Source organism: Marinobacter salinisoli, assembly GCF_017301335.1.
Lineage (GTDB): Bacteria > Pseudomonadota > Gammaproteobacteria > Pseudomonadales > Oleiphilaceae > Marinobacter > Marinobacter salinisoli.
Genome location: NZ_CP071247.1, coordinates 2552730 through 2570768, shown reverse-complemented (window position 1 = coordinate 2570768; position 18039 = coordinate 2552730). Strand labels below are relative to the sequence as shown.

Sequence of the window (18039 nt, the reverse complement as noted above, 5' to 3'; positions counted from 1 at the left end):
GTCTTTCCGCGAGATGGAAGTTACCAACACACTGTTTTATATAGTGGCTTAACTGGCCAAGACTGGCAAAGCCAGTAACGTGCGGCAGTTCCCTTTTTAGGCTCTCACCTGAGTCTGAGCTTCAGCCAGCGAACCTCCCGGTAAATCGAAAAATTTACCAACGCCTTCAGCATATCTCTAACATAGGTGATCAAAATCGTTGCAGGGCTGTATACAGGTGGTGCGCCGAAATCGTGCTGCTCGGGTTTAACGGGCGAGCGTGGCCTGGATTTGAATTTTTGCTGTACCCCGTCGTTCTGCATCATCAGCGCGAGCAAACGTGTGTACTGAGCTTCTTCTGAATCCGCTAACCGCTCACTCGCGTACCGGTAAAATTCATCGGCGCGCGCCAGAAAGTCTGGCGCTTCGGATTCCGCAAAGTAGTACATAAAACAAAACAGATTGGCTTTACGAATGTCCTGAGCGCACCAGGTGTCATTGGGAAATTCCAGCTTTTCAGGCGTATCCAGATAATACCGTTCGTTATTGAGCATCCAGTGGCCAAAGTGCAACAAACATTGTCTGGCGTACCAGTAATCTGGATCAATTGAGTTTAAGGATTCCTTGAGGAACAAAAAGCGGCCGACGGCCTGAAGAAATACCGTATAAAACCAACTGTTTTCTATATCATCCAGATTTCTCAGCGTGATATTTTCATCGGGATGGCAAGTTTGGCGAATCACGTACCCCATTTCCCGCAACAGGTGCCGGTTGCCAGTCACGTCGTAGCAATCGATCAGGGCATTGAGGTAATTTCCGATACCCCGATCCAGCGGATACCGGTAGCCAGGCGCTTTGATGCCAATGTTGGTGAACACGTTTTTCTTGAAGTCGATCGTCAGCAAACGGAAAGTGCGATCCAGCACTGTGCCATTGCCGTTGTAAAATTGCCGGATCCAATCGGTCAACTGAATGACTTTCTGTTTGGCCCTGGTATCACCGAATAAAAAGTACTGAAGCGCCAGTCCGGTGGTGTAACAGTGTTGCCCGCCCGGGCCACCCCCGCCCTGAAAATCCTGATACACAGCCGTATGGTGCTTTGAATAGGAACGATGACCAGAGGTTTCCGCCGGCAAATAATGATTGGTGTGCCAGAACAGGCCACCGTTATATTCCGCCTTGTCCTGATCGGTGTCGTAGATGTCGATATCCTGGATATGCAGATTCAGTGGTTGCACCAACTCCAGCCACTGGGTTTGCCCGTGTTGCAAGTATTGAAGAGTCATGCCCATTAACGGATCGTACTGATTGTTGTAATGGGAAATAAAATAAGGTTTCGGTTCCAAACCGTGACATTCGTGGTCCGCCCATAAGTCACCGAAGTTACGCCAACCGAATTCATCAACGCGTTCACGCTTTTCATAAAAACTGCAAGATCCACTCAGGCCTGCCTGGATCAAGTCGGTCAGATCACTTTTTTCATCCGTAAAATGAAGGTGCGGTAAGACCTCACATTCATTGAGGTAATTTTGGTTGTACGCAACAAGAGGGACGCGGAAGGCATTGCGCTTGAACGTCGGCGTACCTGCTTTTGGGTACACCCTGCCTTTTATTGACCAGGTTTTGCTTTCGCCCCCACATAACTCCGTCTTTTCGGGAAACAGATCCAAGCTTAACTTGTTCTTGGAGGCGTTAATTCTGGCCGGAAAGTTCTGCCAGAAATCCTGCGGCTGCAACACCATACACTGATCGTCGAATTTCAGCTGCAAAACTGGTTCTGCTCGGAGGCCACTGGCGAGCTGCTCCCCTTCACCACGAGTAACGACAAATCCATTGGCTTTGACGGTTGAGCGCTTGCTCTCGTCCCAGTGGACTGGGCTTTGCCAGTTCTCGCCACCACTTCCCGTCTGATGCAGTTCAAAATCACCATCGGCCACGGAGTAAACTGGCACCGCATCAACGCCATCACCTCGTGCCGATCCGGTATCCTCGCACAGGAGCTGGATCTCTGTTTCCTCTGGCTCTGTTGGGGCAAGGCAGAGCCTGAAAAGGTTTATATAGCGACTGCCCGAATCCCCCAAATCCCAACAGCCGTCCGGGTGGGACGCTGCTGACGGGTTGTGTATGCGAACCTTCAACTCGAACTCACCGGTGTCGTGGCAAAAGCAAAAGATGAGGGTGAGATTGAGGGGCAAGGGCGAGCCCTCTTCGCCAGGTAATTCCGACGTTACGCAGTCAAAACGGATGGTTTGCCACAATGTATCGGTATTTTTATCAGGCTCAGCTTTTGCCAATAACCATTCACGGGCTGAATCATTCCCGTCCACGTCAATTTCAAAATGCATGGCCAGGCTGTTGAACAACTGCCAGGCAGCAGATTCGTCCTGCGTCGCCTGCGAGCCCCTGTTGTTAAGCCGCTCGATCGGTAATGTTTCACTCGCCGCAGGCTGGCGCCGCGGCCTCTCGTCCACGCACAGATCAATCGACCCTGCCTGATTAACAATCGCTTCACATAGCATCCAACGCAAAGAACCGTCAGGCCAGTGCGACAGGGCTTTGATCCGGCATTCCAGCGGCGCACCATCCTTCATCAGTCGCACGGCAGCTGGATCAAACACCGTTGAGCGCGGGCATGGCAAACCGAATCTCGCTAACGATGCTCGCTGCAAGGGGGTATGTGTGAGGGTCACAACGCTGTCGAAAAAGGTGCTCATTGAGAGGTGGGCATACCCGGTGTGCTGATTTGTTAGCAAAGTGTAACCTGCCACGCTGGGGTTTGATCGGACCGGGAACACATTCCAGCCATCCTCCGCGAGTCCGAGTGGTCTGGCCAGGTTACCGAATCGCTGCAGATGACGATGATTTGTCTGCGTTTACAGACTCGCACTCTTCATGACGTAATTTTGTGTTCTCCGTCTGCCTAATTGTAGGCGGAATCAATCCGGCTGCGCACACACCGAATGAGGAGATGATCAAATCCGTTTTATATCGGCCGGTGCCAAATCTTCTGCCGTAGAAAATTGCCCGAATAGCAGTCTGGAGAGATCGCTGATGAGAAGGAAACCTAACTGTTTTTCTAATGGTGCCCGGAGCCGGAATCGAACCGGCACGACCGTGAGGTCGAGAGATTTTAAGTTATTTGTGTGCTTGTTTGACGGATTTTGAAGATATTTTAATAACCAATATAAAACAGCCTATTACAGACATTTTCTCGAAACCGTCGTTTGCCGTTGTTTGAAGAAATCCGATAGAATTTGACCGATTTTGTCTACATAGTGTCTACATGGGGACACAAGAGACTCACAGGGAGACTTCCGTGGATCGGTCCGAAACGACGTACACCCGCCTTCAGAACTTCATCGAACAGCGCATGTCGATGTCGCACATTTACCATCCGGTCATGCTTGCGTACCTGCTCGAACATCACGGCGAGGCCTCGGCGGAAGACATTGCCGAATCCATCCTCCTGCACGACGATTCTCAGCTCCGTTACTACCGCGAAATCGTCAAAAAGATGCCCGGCCAGGTGTTGGCGAAACATGGGATCGTGGAAAAGGGTCCTCGCGGGTCCAGTCGTTATTTCTTAGCCGGGTATGACGAACTCTCTCCGTCCGAGCGCAAACGGCTCCAGCTGCTCTGTGAGATTCGCCTCGCCGAGTACATCGAAAAGCGCGGCAAGGAGGCGATCTTCGCCCACCGCGACCACAGCCGCGACGAGATTCCGGGATCGCTGCGCTATGAGGCGCTGAAGCGCGCCGAATTCCGGTGCCAGCTATGTGGCGTGCTAGCGTCCGAGAAAGCCCTGGAAGTGGACCACATCATCCCGGTCAATCACGGCGGCACCAACGATCTAAACAATCTGCAGGCCCTCTGTTATTCCTGCAACGCCATGAAGCGGGACCGAGACGATACCGATTTCCGGGACTGGCCCAAGCAATACGAACACCGGGCGCCCGATTGCCTGTTCTGCCACCCCGAACAGAACCAGATTACCGTGCTCGCGGAAAACGAGCTCGCCCTGCTGCTGAAAGACAATTTCCCGGTCTCGCCAGGGCACTGTCTGGCCATCCCCCGACGACACGTCCAAACCTATTTCGATCTGAACCCGGCGGAACTCAACGCGATCAACGCCCTGCTCCACGAGCGCCGCGCTGTTCTAATGGAAGAAGATCCCTCGATTACCGGCTTCAACATGGGCACCAATGCCGGTGCCAGTGCCGGACAGTCGGTCTTTCACGCGCACATCCATCTGATTCCCCGCCGAGACGGCGATCAGGAGAACCCGCGCGGCGGCGTCCGCAAGGTGTTCCCGGACAAAGCGGATTATTGAGGGGCCAGCCATGCGAATCACCAAGAGCTTTGTCGATAAGGTCGAGATTCCCGCCCCCAAGCCGGACGGATCGGCCGCCCAGGCGTTTTACCGGGATTCGGCCATCGCCGGGTTTGGCCTGCGCGTCACCAGTGGCGGCGCCAAGTCTTTCATCGTTGAAAAGCGCGTCGATGGACGGGTTAAACGAAAGACGCTCGGCCGTTACGGCAACCTGACGGTCGAACAGGCGCGCAAAGAGGCGATGAAGTTTTTGGGCAAAGTTGCCTCGGGCGTTGACCCGATTCGGGAGGTTCAGGAAAAACGAGCTCAACGCGTTACGCTCAAGGACGCCTTCGAGGATTATCTGGCCACCCGGAAGAACCTGAAGCCGAACACGCTGAACGACTACCACCGCTCCATGCGGGAGATGTTCAAGGACTGGCAGAGCAAGCCGCTCAAGGACATTTCCCGCGATATGGTCCTCAGCCGTCACGCCGAGTATGGCCAACGCAGCCATGCCCGCGCCGATAACGGAATGCGAATTCTGCGCGCCGTGTTCAATCATGCGCTGCAGCGCTATCAGGATGCGTCCGGAAAGCCGTTCCTGGTCGCGAATCCGGTTAACGTGCTCAGCCATCAGCGCGCCTGGTACAAGGTGGAAAAGCGCCAGTCCCTGATCAAGGATCACCAGCTCAAACCGTGGTACGACGCCACGCTGCAGCTGAACAACCAGACAACCCGCGATTATCTGCACCTGGTGTTATTGACGGGCCTTCGACGGACGGAAGCTGCCACCCTCACCTGGGATCAAATCGACTTCCACGACAAAACCATTACGATCACGGCGACGAAGAACAGCCGCATCCATTGTTTGCCATTCAGTAACGCCATCGAAGCGTTATTAAGCCGACGCTTCAAGGAGCGCAGCAGTCCCTACGTGTTTCCGAGCGATGCCGAGCGCGGTCACCTGTCTGAGCCGAGAACAGCGATTAACAGAGTCGCGAAGCTCTCCGGCGTCGAGTTCACACTCCACGATTTGCGACGAACCTTTATCACCGCAGCCGAACGACTCGATATCCCGGCCTATGCTCTCAAGCGATTGATGAACCAAAAAGATCCCAATGATGTGACTGAGGGGTACATTATTTTTGATGTTGAGCGTTTGCGAGTGCCCATGCAGAAAATCACGAATTTCTTTCTGACCAAAGCAGAGATTATTCCCCACTCATCAACTGAAGAACCTGGAGCGTAACGATGTTGACGGACTTTGATCACCTGAGCATATGGGAGATTGCTCACCGTTGGCACAACACCGATCCAAATACATCAGACCCGGATGCACCACCTCTCCCTGTGCAAGACCTGCTGCGCAGCATTACTAATATGCAGGTGCGTCACCACTTGCCAATTCTTACGAAAGCCGGAGTCGAGCTGAAAAGCGAACGTAATTTTCCATCGTTCAGCGAACACCTCGCAGGCATAGAGAAACCTCATGACCTCAAGAACGAGGATGTTTGGTACGCTGAAATGCGCGAAACCTATTTTGAGCGGAAGGAGCGATGGTGCAAACGCCATGATGAGGCCGCAGAGGGATTAGAGCAGTGCTACAAGTACCGCGTTTACGATAAAGAAAAGCTCGATAGCATCCACTTAGACCGCGGAATCATTGAAGAGTTTTGCCGCAAAAAGGGTGTCGACCTGCCCGACTTTTGGTTCACCAAAGAAGAAAAGGAACGGTTTGCCGAGGGAGAGGACGTCGAGGATACCGTTGCTAAAGAAACATCGCCCAGCGACGACGAGGAACCGCTCACAACGGTCGGAAAGATCAAGCAAGCAGAGGCGGACCGTTTTTGGAGCCGACTAACGGACGCCCAGCGGCACCGGATGCTTTGCAGAGAAGTGGCAGGTAACCTCTGGAAAGCAGATAAAACCCTAACCCAGGGCGCCATCATGGATCACCCGGTGATTCGAGAGTATTGCGGCGCAAAATATTACACGGACCCCAATACCGTTCGTAACTGGATAAAAGACCTCGACCCCCGCCCCGAAGATAAACGACGAGGCAGGCCGAAAGGCTAACGGTTCCTCCAGCTCAAGGTTATCTTGCGCAGGTCAACCAACCCTGATCTGTGCATTTCCCGAACAAACAGACGTTGCTTCGGAGCTAATTGTTTCTTTTTGTTTTTTTATAGGTTTTTTGAATGGATTTCCAAAGCGGAAATCGTTTAACTGGGTGCGCAACCTTTGAAAATAAAATAACTAATCCGTCGCGCTGGCGGAGAACACGGCAAGGTGCAATATCCATGGAACTATTCAAAGATCAAAACAATAAGCTCGACTTAGAGTTCACGTCTCCCAAAACTGAAGACGAGGTCTTTCAGATTTTGGAAAAAGCACTTGGCACTGAATTTCAGCTGGTCAAGATGAAACCTAAGAAAAAGAAAACTGATACACGCGACCTATATTGCCGCGTAAAAACTAAAATGCTTTCCCCAACTGTGTCAGTCGCTGGCCCCATCTCTTTGATGGTCAAGGATGCCCGCGCCAAAGTGATGATCGACGGGGAGACGAGAGCGAATCGATGGTTCCTCTTTTTGTTCGTAATCAGCGTTTTCTTCCCTCCCCTTTTTCTTATTCTGGGCGTCCTGTTCATGAGCCAGAAAAAAGCATCCAAGCACGCATTTGAGCGAGTGACCGAGCGTCTCGACTTCGATACTGCGCAGTTCGAGTGAACTGGGAAACGCGCTAAATTCACAGAAGATGAAGAACCTTTCTAGTTTCGGATTAGACGTTTCCATGCTTTCAGATCAGCAAATTCAAATAGAATTTATGGTCTACACATAAAAAATACTGGTCTAACTTAGACCATATTTTTCTCTCCCCCACCGGGAGGCACTGTACCCCTGTCATTTGAATTTACGTGCAGGGGTACACATGAACCATTCACTCTTTACAACCAAAGAAGCCGCTCAGTTCTTGGGCGTCAGCAAAGCATTCCTTGAGCGCGACCGCTGGGCTGGAGCTCGCGTCCCGTTTATTAAAGTCGGCAGCCGTGCTGTTCGATACCGCCTATCCGACCTTGAAGAGTACGTCGAGCGCCAAATCAGACATTCAACTTCTGAGGTCGCTTGATGGTTACTCGACCCGATCAGTTGACGGCCCAAAAGCCCGTTAACGGTTCCCTGCGCAGGATATCCATAACAGGTTCCGTTAACGATCTAGGCAGCTTCCGCAAACCGTTAACGAAGGGACCCGGACCTTATAGGGGCACACCCAGTCCGTTAAGGGGTGTACCTGTATCCAACGTGGACCTAGTCGGGTCGCTCCCCGGAAGAACTGAGGAGCGTTTACGTTGAACCCCTCAGCCCAACAGCAATTCAGGTACTACCGGACCCAAGGCCGGCTTTACACCATCGGTACCCGCCAAACCCGGCAGGCAGTCACCCGTTTTCGCGAACGGTTCCCCTTGGTGTTTCCCAGGCTTGAACCCCGCCTGTACCTAATAGGTCAGGATCGGGGGTGCATTGCGCTGGAAATGGAGTTGGAAGCACTGGAATCAAAGCTGCAACGACGCGACCTGAAGTTCACGCTGGATGATGCTCAGCTAAAAGATTTCGCTAGATCCAGAGCAAAAGTCTGCAGCGAAACAGACGCCCGCTTCAAAGACACAGCCCAAACGCTCAAAGCCATCCAAAAGCTACTAGCTCGATACGGGTTCGAGCTCCCGAAGAGTCAGACACACAAAGGCTGTATCGAGAGAGCCAAGGACGAAGTCTGGTGGCGACGACTTATTCGAAAGAAACAAAAGCGGGTATTGGACAATGTAGCTCGAGACTACGGCCTTGTTTCCAAGCAAAAAGCCGTCTACGTATCGGATTGGGGATTAAAGCTCCACCAAGAGCAGATCTCCCGTAATCGCTCCCTCCTCGAAGAAATGATCGCTGTTAACGATCAGTGCCAGGAATACACTCTTGCGGAGCTGGCCGCCCTGTCAGTCAGCAATCCCTTCGTACGCCGTTCTGAGTTAATCGTCCGCGCCTCAGGATTCGAAAAGATCGCGCAGGACCTGAGTCATGTTGGGGTATTTCTCACGATCACGACTCCCAGCAAATACCACCCGGTCAAAGTGACAGGCCAACCAAACCCGAAATACAACGGATCGACTCCCAGCGAAGCCCAACGCTACCTGAACTCGGTCTGGGCCCGCATTCGTGCTCAGCTGGATCGGGAAGAAGTACGGACCTACGGGCTACGGATTGTCGAACCCCACCATGACGGGACCCCGCATTGGCATTTGATGCTCTTTGTTGAGCCTGAACAGAAAAGGCGTATGGTCGAAATCATTCGGGACTACGCATTGCTTGAGGATGGCGACGAACCCGGAGCGCAAGAAGCCAGATTCGAGGCGGTCGATATTGACTACGACCGAGGGTCAGCAACCGGCTACATCGTGAAGTACATCTGCAAGAACATCGACGGCGAGTTTCAGGAAAACGGTGAGGATGCTGAGGATTGGTACGGAAACCTAACTAAGGACGTTGCCGCTCGTGTTCGTGCTTGGGCCAGTATCCACGGAATCCGACAATTCCAGCAGATCGGCGGACCGCCTGTAACCGTCTGGAGAGAACTTCGTCGCTTGGACCATGCTGATGACGAGATTGTTGAGAAGGCTCGACAAGCAGCGGATAAAAGTGATTGGGCTGGCTTTATCGAAGCCATGAATGGGCCGGTTGCGAAACGGGCAAACCAACCGATGTAAACGGCCAAATGGCTGGAGGTCGATCAGGGAACCGGCGAGTACCTGGATAGCCCTGTTAACCAATATGGAGAGCCTGCCAAGGGCAAACTGTTTGGCCTACTCGCTCAAGGTCGCTACTGGATAACTCGGGCTTTGCGCTGGGAAGTAAAGCGACCGAAAAAAGCTGCGCCAGCACTTAATTCCGACTCCTCTTGGCTGGATCGCCTCAAGCAGCTAACTCAGGTACGGACTCCGACAGAAGCAGAAATCGCCGCATTGCCCGACGACACCGCTTATGCCTGGGAGAAGCTGAGTGGTGAGGTTCACTCGCCACCTTGGAGTTCTGTCAATAACTGTACGGAGGTGCCCGTCTCAGGTGGGTTTCAATCAATAGCCCTACAGGATAGAGGAATGGGGGCGCCATCGTTCATAGCGTTAGGTTGACCGCTGGCGCAATAAAAATCTCTACAGCCTAATAAGTCCGAGTAGGTTCACTTGTCCTGGGGAGTAGGCTGACCCCACTAGACCGATATGAATGTGCTGCGCTGATCACTCATCCCGCGCCTGCTGAAATAGCTGAACGGTCGTTTCCAGCCATTCGAATATTGGCCGAAAGGCTTCACAATCTTGTAATGTCGCGTTGGCTTGAAAGTACTCCGAAAATGGAATTTTGGACTGTTCATCAACCTTTTGCACCAGATAACGATCATCATCTTCAAGATGTCGACCAAGCTCATCAGATATGTTGACTGGTACTTCAAAATTTGCATTTTTTGCTTTAGTCATTTCATCGCTGAACGAGATTTCACCAGCAGCAATCGATGCCGCCATGAACTCTTTTGAGACCAGCGTTTCTATGGTTACCGGAAGTTGAGCTTCGCGCCCCTGGTCCTTGAGCGTTGCCTCAGCCGCCGTCACCCAGTCGGGCTTAGGCAAGAACCCTAGATAGATTCCTCGAACACCATCTAGGGTTCTTAATTGAGTGCCCGCAAGCGATCGGTAAGAATTCTGTTTGTTCACATTAAATTGACTTCTCCCTTCGTGATCGTCGTCAAGAAGCCCTGTAATAGGAAATGGGTATTCCCTTCCGAGATCTGCCACACCAAGCACAAAAGATACTACCTTTTTTGCGCTTGCAGCTGATATAAACTCAAAGATTGGGGCTTGATCAGGGTATAGGAGCCCATAGACATGATTCAGAATTGTAACATCGGTCGGGCCTTCCACTATCACCTGAGGCGTTTCCGCATCTTGCAAACGACCCCTAAGCTCTTCTGAGGAAACCTGCAACAGCTCTATTTGATCATGTAACTCCTTCGCCCTCTCAGATATAAGCGCCGCCACACCCACTGACTTATCGAAGTCGGCGACAGAGTCTAGCGAAAATGCAGCAGTGGCTTTACCTGAAAAATCATGCCCGTCGCAACTTTTTACCAGCCATTTTTTGACGTTATCCTGATCCAGCGAATAAAAAGCGGGCGAATGAGTTGATAGAAATATTTGGTTATTTCTCGCAAATTCCGCTTGGAACTGATCAGCGAGATCAAACGCTCTGCCCATCTCTAAAGAGTTTTCAGGCTCCTCGTAACCCCAAATGTGGTTTTTTCTGGACTGTGATGCAACGAAGCTGAGTATGAAAGGAATGTGTCTTGCTTGAATTCCATCTCCGCGCTTTTTTAGCGGGACTTCGTGATGAGAGAATTTTGTTGTGAAATCCAATGCCGTAAACAAATGCTTTAGATCTCGCGGCATGCCTATAGAGCTCTCGAAACCCAGCCTCGCCTCAATGTCCTTAGCCATCTCCTCAGTGCTTTGATTGATTCGCGTCACGAGCCCAGTGGAAGCTTCTGAGATACCTGCTTTTTCATCATCTATGAGGGCATCGTGGAGCATGGTCAAATAATGCGAAAAAATATCGCGCCCTCGGACGGCTGGTACGTAGTGAAAGGCGATTTTTGAAAGGAATCGTCCAAGAGTCGTGTTCGGGATTTTCTTCTTACTCCCCACAACGACCGTTTCAGGCTGGTCGGAATACCGTGTCCACGTGCGCTTAACCACGAAAGTTTCCGGAAGGGAGCTCCAATTTTCGTAGTTTCTAAATGTAACTTTTATCCAGATCGTGGTTTTGCCCTTGGCGGCACGTGCCTCCTCGGCGCGTGATCGCGATAGATCCTCCAAAAATTCTACCGGCGATGTCAGTTCTGTTTCGTTATTAAAGAAAAGGTTGAGCGCCTTGAGGATATTAGACTTACCCGCATCATTCTGTCCGATAAGAATGTTTACATCCTGACACTTGGCCAATGAGAGCGAGTAGACAGAGCGAAAGTAACTAATTTCAACCTTTTCAATAATCTTCATTTTATTCAGCACTTACCTATCTAATTATTTTTTTCTCGCCCCAGTCGAAGCGAACCGGCAGTAGACGAGTGTCACTAGTGATTAGCCATTGTGAAGGCACCAAGGGTCACGAAGATCAAAAAGGGAGGTGCTGCTTTTCAATGAAGCTATGAAAATATTTGTCTACATTGCGTCTACATGAAAAAACGAAACTAAGAATGAAAAATTAGAAATTCGTAACACTCTGTTTTTATTGGTGCCCGGAGCCGGAATCGAACCGGCACGGCCTTGCGGCCGAGAGATTTTAAGTCTCTTGTGTCTACCAATTTCACCATCCGGGCATTCGAAGGGAGGGACAGCGGAACGCATTGTATAAGCGCAGGTGCGGTAACGCAATTCCACAATTTTGAGCCACCAAAGTGAGATTGGTCAGGCCTTAACCGCCCGCCCTTTGTACACATACCCTGCTATTTTGGGCGTCTTGGGGATATACAGGTTTTCGAGCTCCAGAATTTTGAACCCGCTCTGCTGAATGAGATCGCCAATCGGCCGGTTCAGGTGGCAGCCGCCTGCAAACTTTTTCCACACCGGTGTGACTCGATGCTGCCATTTGCAGACGCTCGCATCCGGTGACTGGCCGTGCTCCAGAAACAGCAGCTCCCCACCCGGCTTCAGAACCCGCTTCATCTGCTGCAGAGCCGCCGACCAATCCGGAATGGTGCACAGGGTGAAGGTGAGCAGCACAGTATCGACGCTATCATCGGCAAGCGGAATCTTCTCGCCTGGCAAATCCAGCCACTCTACCGGCACTGGAGACCGCTCAAGGTTACTATGAGCTTTACGCCGCATGCCCTCGGAAGGCTCCAGCCCATACACAAGTTTTACGGCTTCCGGGGAGTAAAATTCCAGGTTAATGGCAGACCCCATGCCGACCTCCAAGACGGTGCCTTTGGCATGGGGTACAACCTGGCTACGAAGCTTCATTACCTGACCATCCGAGCAGACCCAGTCGATGAGGTGCGGCAGAACACGATCTTCATAGAAGCTCACAGCGGCACCTCCGGTGGCCAGTTCAGTCTTAGCGTGTTTCCACTACTTCGAAAGTCAGACCGGCTTTGCTCGTCAGTCGTTCCAGCAGGTCACCATCCAGCAGAGTAGATGGTGTCCAGAAGCCGCCTTCCTTGTCACTCGGCACATCGAACGCCAGGCACATGCCAGCTTCACCAAGCATTTTACCGGTCGATCCGTAGCCAGGATCCCGATCGCCGGTCACTTTGGTGATCATGGTCTTGCCGTCTGCCGTTCGCCCAACGAAACGCAGGTCATAAAAGCCGTTCTTCTGCTCGTCCGGCGTGGGACCTTCACCAGGCTGAGGGACAAATTTGCCAACCAACCAGCGAGTGGGTTTGAACGCAGAGGCGGTGAAGAAACCGGCCAGTGCTCCCGTTACACCGTAAGCGCCCAGGCGGCCCTTGTTGCCTTTCCCGGTCATCATGGCTTCGTCGTAGGTAAACTCCTTGCCATACCGCGCGCCCTGGAGTGCGTTGGAGCGATGCACGATGCGGGTATTGATAGCCCCCATCACAAACGGGGCCAGCCAGACGTCAAAAGTCTTGTCGAACTCGGCGTTTTTAAGGCTTGGCTGACGGGTTTCAGAGCGGTGCTCCGGAGGGCACAGCGAGAACGGGTTTGCCAGCTCTTTACGAAGCTGGGGGTCTGCTCCGGCTTCCCGGGCAATATTCATCATGGAGGCAACGGTGCCACCTGACATTCCGCCTTTTGCTGCCTTTACGCGCATACGCACGTCCTCGCAGGGCCCGCCAAAGGTTTCCTCGGCTTTGTTCTGCAGGAACCAGACGCCCATATCCGATGGAATCGAGTCGAAACCGCAGCAGTGAACTATTCGAGCTCCAGATGCCTTGGCCTGCTCTTCGTATTGCTGGATCATCCGGCGAATCCACTGCACCTCGCCAGTCAGGTCGCAGTAGTCGGTGCCGGTTTCGACGCAGGCCTTGACCAATGGCTCGCCATAGAGCGCGTAAGGGCCAACGGTGGAAATAATCACCCGGGTTTGCTCGCACATGGCGCGGAGTGCGGTTTCATCGGCGGCATCCGCGATAATGAGCGGAATGTCTTTGGCGCCTTCGCCCAGATCCGACTTCAGGGTTTTGAGCTTGCTCTCGGAGCGCCCGGCCAGCGCCCAATTAACCGTCTTTCCGACGCCGTAAGTGGATAGTAGGTAGTTAGTAAGGATCTGGCCGACAAAACTGGTCGCGCCAAACACCACTATATCGTAAGCCGTCTTTTCCGATTTGGTCATTTTTTATCCCTTTTATCCAGACAGGTGAGATTTAATAAGAGCCGGTAGCTGGCCTTGTTCCGCCCAGTATCCGCATGATAACGGCCACGCCAAGCCCCCAGGCTCCGTTCAGAAGAAAGCCGCCTATCCAAGTCTGAGCGCTGACATCCAGACCCTTGAGCGGGAATACCAACAGCATGGCCACTGCAGTCGGCGCAAGAGCGCCGAGCACGATATGCCCAAGCCAGTACCTTGCAGACGGCAGCCGGCCCACCACAAGCCAAAGCGCCATAGCCCACAATCCACCGAAGAAACTTATGGAAACCACCGAAGGCACACCGAGCGGCGGAACCGGTGTCATGTTGTAAGCAGGAACTGGTGTCATTCCTCCCAAATGCAGCAACGCGAACAACCCTTGATGGAATATCAGCGTCGATAAAAAACCAGCAACAAATGCCTTTAACCAGATCATGATCGATTCCTTGATCAATGGATGGGTTTAATTCATTGATTCTGCACGGTGAATCGGTGTAACGCAATTCATGGTACCAGTGGATAGGCGTTAACTTCTTTCACCTTCTGGCTGATTTCACTGTCTTCAGAGCCAATCGATTGTCATAATTCCAGAGGCAAACTGCCACGGAATACTCCCTTAGGCCAAGGAGGCTTTAATTGGCTACGTTTCTTATCGCGCTCACCCTGCTGTTGGTCGCCTTCAGTGCTTTTCTTTGCTGGCAACTGATCATGCAGCAGCAACTCATCACCCGAATGCTGAAAGAAAACGACCTTGCCGGGTCTATGGAGGAGCCAGAGCTGGTTCTGACCTTGCGTGTGATTGACCCCATCGGTCTGGCAAAAAGAGAATCCAAGTCAGCACGAGTGCTGGCTGACAAGTTGCCGATCATGGTTCGCAAAATGGTGTACCAGGAAGTCATGAAAGAGCTGCAGCAGGAGATGTCCGAGCGCAATATTCCTGTGAAAATGCACATAGAATACCGCTAGGAGTTTGACGAATGTCGGCTTTGTCCAGCGCCACACTCCTGCTCCAACTGATTGCACTGGGCTTGCTAAGCTATGCAGCCCTCCTGCTGCGGCGCACCAGAAAACACCTGCGTCTGTTGCTGAGTCATCAAATCGCGGCTCAAAGCGCGATCCAGAAAACACGGCTGGATATGCTGGAACTGAGAAATCGTACCAGGCTACTTGAAGGGGCCGTCACCAGTGGGGCAACGGCAGTGGAAAAGGTTCACAAGGCGATAACAAATACCACCTTTGGCCTTATTGACCTGTTTTCAAAGGACGAAGAGTTCAAATCCAGCGCCCGCCAGGTGAAAACCAGCCACGACGAGACGAGCCAATCGTTCTACCAGACCGTGCGCACAACCAACCGTACCTTGCGGAGCCTCGCTGACGTCATCATCGTGAATAAAGTCGAAAAAAAGATCGCGTCGGAAAAAGACTCGAAGCCAACCTCCCCCGGTCCAATTCGGTCAAAGGATTGAGCAAAGGCTTTATGTTTTCACGTGCCGGGGGCTTTTGCTCGCAAACTGAGCACGAATGGGCAAGGCTCTGGGGAAAAGAGTCCCTTGGATGCCAACATTTGCATTATTTTGAGTGCATGGACCGCACCGCCCAGAGCGGGCGCAACCCTCGCTGCTAAGCCCCATAAATCAGGAGTACGGCACTCTCATCACTCATTGGGTGCAGGGTTCGCCTGAACCGATCTAAAGGAGCGGAGAATCACATCTACCGTCACCATTATGGAATCAAGCGCTTCCGCTTTCGCCTTTCCCTCTGCGCTGGCTCGGTAAAGATGCGGTGTCATCGCCAGCAGATCGAAGATTTGCTCCTGCTTGTCTAAGGCCTGCACATAAGTCATCCGGTTTTCCTCCACAAGCTCATAGCCTGAAGGAAGCTCCCGTACATTACCCTCTGGCTTCAGTTCCGGGTAGATGATCTCGCGTAGTTCCCGAAGATGGTCAGGCCCGGCATCGACCTGAATCAGAATCCCCCCGGGCCTGAGCACTCGGCTGAATTCGTTGTAAATGGGAAAGCCAAAGAGTGATAGCACGACATCTAGCGTGTCCGTTTGTATCGGCAGGTTCGCGTTGCTTGCCACAATCCAGCGAACACCCGTCCGCTGTTGCTGCGCCGCCTTGAGTACGGCCCACTTCGAGATATCATTGCCGATCAGCGCGCACTTTGTTTTATCCGTCAATGCCGCGCTCAGTTTTCGAAGGTAGTAGCCCTCTCCGCAGCCAGCATCAAGGCAGCAGATGGTTTCGCCACCCTCGCTGGCACGCATCACCGCCTCGTTAACCGCGCTGGATATCGGATCGTAAAAACCTTGCGCCAGAAACCGCTGCCGGGCCGCTATCATGTCTTTACTGTCCCCCGGTTCCAGCGATTTCTTCTTCTGCACCGGCAGCAGATGGATATAGCCCTGACGGGCGACATCGAAGCTGTGACCTCGGGCACATTGCCACGTCTTTTCGGACTGATTGAGAGGTTCGCCATCGAGAGGGCAAGCGAGGGCATCAAACGGGGCAAGGATCACGAGCATCAGAATCCAGATCGGGTTTCGGCGGTAGGCGCCAGTGCAGTGTAGGTGGTAAAAACGAAAAAAGGCACCCGGATTGGGTGCCTTTTTCTGACTGAATCGAAAGTTACAGAACTTTCTTCAGTTCTTCTTCCAGCTGCGGTACCGCTTCGAACAGATCTGCAACCAGACCATAGTCAGCAACCTGGAAGATCGGTGCTTCTTCGTCCTTGTTGATCGCAACGATCACCTTGGAGTCAGACATACCCGCCAGGTGCTGGATAGCACCGGAGATGCCAACAGCGATGTAAAGCTGCGGGGCAACGATTTTACCGGTCTGACCAACTTGCATGTCGTTCGGAACGAAGCCGGCATCAACCGCTGCACGGGATGCACCAACGGCAGCGCCCAGCAGATCAGCAACGCTTTCCAGCATCTTGAAGTTGTCGCCGTTCTGCATGCCGCGGCCGCCGGACACAACGATGCCGGCGCTACCCAGATCGGGACGATCGGATTCTGCCAGTTCTTCGCTTACGAACACCGACAGACCGGCATCCTTGACCGTATCCAGCTGCTCAACCGCTGCAGAACCGCCTTCGGCAGCGACAGGATCAAATGCGGTTGGGCGCACAGTGATGACTTTGGTGCTATCGCTGGACTTAACCGTCGCAATCGCGTTACCCGCGTAAATCGGACGAACGAAAGTGTCCTCAGATTCCACGCGGATGATGTCAGACACCTGAGCAACGTCCAGCAGTGCAGCAACGCGTGGCATGAAATCTTTGCCAGTGGTGCCGGCGGCAGCCAGAATGTGGCTATAGCCTTTGCCAGCTTCTGCGACCAGTTCACCGAGGTTCTCGGCCAGGAAGTGGCCGTAAGCGGCGTTGTCAGCAACCAGTACCTTATTCACGCCTTCTGCCTTGGCAGCAGCTTCAGCAACGGCACCACAGTTTTCGCCAGCAACCAGCACGTCTACGTCACCGCCGATCGCCTTGGCAGCCGCTACAACATTCAGGGTAGCCTGCTTCAGGCTGCTGTTGTCGTGTTCAGCAATTACCAGGATGCTCATTTAGATCACCTTCGCTTCGTTCTTCAGTTTATCGACCAGCTCAGCTACGTCAGCCACCTTCACACCGGCCTGGCGAGAGGCTGGCGCTTCAACTTTCAGGGTGGACAGGCGCGGTGAAATATCGACACCCAGGTCGGCCGGGCTTGTGGCGTCCAGCGGCTTCTTCTTGGCCTTCATGATATTCGGCAGAGAAGCGTAACGCGGCTCATTCAAACGCAGGTCAGTGGTAACAACCGCCGGCAGGTTCAGGCCAACAGTGATCAGGCCGCCATCAACTTCGCGGGTTACGTTAACCTTGTCACCGTCCACAACCACTTCGGAAGCAAAGGTGCCCTGCCCCATGCCAGTCAGCGCGGCAAGCATCTGGCCAGTCTGGTTGTTGTCGGAATCGATAGACTGCTTACCGAGGATAACCAGCTTCGGCTCTTCCTTCTCAACAACCGCTTTCAGCAGTTTGGCGGCCTCGAGAGACTGAACCTCGTCGTCAGTTTCAACGTGGATACCGCGATCAGCACCCAGCGCCAGCGCGGTACGAATTTGCTCCTGGGCAGCCTTCGGACCAATGGAAACCACAACGATTTCACTGGCAACGCCCTTCTCTTTCAGGCGAACCGCTTCTTCGACTGCGATTTCGCAGAACGGGTTCATTGCCATCTTTACGTTGGCGAGATCAACACCGGTGTTGTCCGGCTTGACGCGCACCTTTACGTTGTAGTCGATTACTCGTTTTACAGCGACCAGAACCTTCATAGATTCCTCGTTCTTCTAC

Annotated in this window: 16 protein-coding genes and 1 tRNA gene; 8 read left to right on the top strand and 9 right to left on the bottom strand. The window is 52.8% G+C overall.

The window, feature by feature from the left end; translation table 11 throughout:
• Positions 1-104: 104 nt before the first annotated feature.
• Positions 105-2693 (bottom strand): hypothetical protein, encoded by a 2589-nt coding sequence (locus LPB19_RS11640; protein WP_206643070.1) that lies wholly within the window; start codon positions 2691-2693, stop codon positions 105-107.
• A gap of 602 nt (positions 2694-3295) precedes the next feature.
• Between LPB19_RS11640 and LPB19_RS11635 the strand changes: the two genes are divergently transcribed.
• The 6 genes from LPB19_RS11635 to LPB19_RS11610 all read left to right on the top strand — a co-directional run bounded on the left by LPB19_RS11635 (position 3296) and on the right by LPB19_RS11610 (position 9047).
• Complete coding sequence (locus tag LPB19_RS11635) at positions 3296-4309, top strand: HIT domain-containing protein (RefSeq protein ID WP_206643069.1); 1014 nt, start codon at positions 3296-3298, stop codon at positions 4307-4309.
• A gap of 10 nt (positions 4310-4319) precedes the next feature.
• Positions 4320-5540: a tyrosine-type recombinase/integrase gene (locus tag LPB19_RS11630; protein ID WP_206643068.1), complete on the top strand. Its 1221-nt coding sequence runs from the start codon at positions 4320-4322 to the stop codon at positions 5538-5540.
• A gap of 2 nt (positions 5541-5542) precedes the next feature.
• Positions 5543-6367, top strand: a complete 825-nt coding sequence (locus LPB19_RS11625) for a hypothetical protein (RefSeq protein WP_206643067.1) — start codon at positions 5543-5545, stop codon at positions 6365-6367.
• A gap of 224 nt (positions 6368-6591) precedes the next feature.
• The gene (locus LPB19_RS11620; protein ID WP_206643066.1) at positions 6592-7020 is read left to right on the top strand and encodes a hypothetical protein; all 429 of its coding nucleotides are present in this window, start codon (positions 6592-6594) and stop codon (positions 7018-7020) included.
• A 202-nt stretch (positions 7021-7222) separates the two neighbouring features.
• Positions 7223-7420, top strand: a complete 198-nt coding sequence (locus tag LPB19_RS11615) for a helix-turn-helix transcriptional regulator (RefSeq protein ID WP_206643065.1) — start codon at positions 7223-7225, stop codon at positions 7418-7420.
• Between the two features lie 409 nt (positions 7421-7829).
• Entirely contained in the window at positions 7830-9047 is a 1218-nt protein-coding gene (locus tag LPB19_RS11610; RefSeq protein WP_206643064.1) for a replication endonuclease, read from the top strand.
• 528 nt (positions 9048-9575) lie between these two features.
• Here the strand turns inward: LPB19_RS11610 and LPB19_RS11605 are convergent.
• The 5 genes from LPB19_RS11605 to LPB19_RS11585 all read right to left on the bottom strand — a co-directional run bounded on the left by LPB19_RS11605 (position 9576) and on the right by LPB19_RS11585 (position 14134).
• The gene (locus LPB19_RS11605; protein ID WP_206643063.1) at positions 9576-11384 is read right to left on the bottom strand and encodes an ATP-dependent nuclease; all 1809 of its coding nucleotides are present in this window, start codon (positions 11382-11384) and stop codon (positions 9576-9578) included.
• A 233-nt stretch (positions 11385-11617) separates the two neighbouring features.
• A tRNA-Leu gene (locus tag LPB19_RS11600) sits at positions 11618-11704 on the bottom strand.
• Between the two features lie 88 nt (positions 11705-11792).
• Positions 11793-12413, bottom strand: a complete 621-nt coding sequence (locus tag LPB19_RS11595; protein WP_206643062.1) for a class I SAM-dependent methyltransferase — start codon at positions 12411-12413, stop codon at positions 11793-11795.
• 28 nt (positions 12414-12441) lie between these two features.
• Positions 12442-13683: a saccharopine dehydrogenase family protein gene (locus tag LPB19_RS11590; protein WP_206643061.1), complete on the bottom strand. Its 1242-nt coding sequence runs from the start codon at positions 13681-13683 to the stop codon at positions 12442-12444.
• A 31-nt stretch (positions 13684-13714) separates the two neighbouring features.
• A complete protein-coding gene (locus tag LPB19_RS11585) occupies positions 13715-14134 on the bottom strand; it encodes a hypothetical protein (protein WP_206643060.1) in 420 nt (139 codons plus the stop codon).
• Between the two features lie 200 nt (positions 14135-14334).
• On the opposite strand from LPB19_RS11585, the gene LPB19_RS11580 reads away from it, so the two are divergent.
• The gene (locus LPB19_RS11580; RefSeq protein ID WP_206643059.1) at positions 14335-14664 is read left to right on the top strand and encodes a hypothetical protein; all 330 of its coding nucleotides are present in this window, start codon (positions 14335-14337) and stop codon (positions 14662-14664) included.
• An 11-nt stretch (positions 14665-14675) separates the two neighbouring features.
• On the top strand, positions 14676-15164 hold the full coding sequence (locus LPB19_RS11575) for a hypothetical protein (RefSeq protein ID WP_206643058.1): 489 nt from the start codon (positions 14676-14678) through the stop codon (positions 15162-15164).
• A 188-nt stretch (positions 15165-15352) separates the two neighbouring features.
• On the opposite strand, the gene LPB19_RS11570 is transcribed toward LPB19_RS11575, so the two are convergent.
• The 3 genes from LPB19_RS11570 to LPB19_RS11560 all read right to left on the bottom strand — a co-directional run bounded on the left by LPB19_RS11570 (position 15353) and on the right by LPB19_RS11560 (position 18020).
• Positions 15353-16225 (bottom strand): putative RNA methyltransferase, encoded by an 873-nt coding sequence (locus LPB19_RS11570; RefSeq protein ID WP_206643057.1) that lies wholly within the window; start codon positions 16223-16225, stop codon positions 15353-15355.
• Between the two features lie 103 nt (positions 16226-16328).
• On the bottom strand, positions 16329-17270 hold the full coding sequence (locus tag LPB19_RS11565) for an electron transfer flavoprotein subunit alpha/FixB family protein (protein WP_206643056.1): 942 nt from the start codon (positions 17268-17270) through the stop codon (positions 16329-16331).
• Positions 17271-18020 (bottom strand): electron transfer flavoprotein subunit beta/FixA family protein, encoded by a 750-nt coding sequence (locus LPB19_RS11560; protein WP_206643055.1) that lies wholly within the window; start codon positions 18018-18020, stop codon positions 17271-17273. It abuts the gene before it with no gap.
• Between the last annotated feature and the right edge of the window lie 19 nt (positions 18021-18039).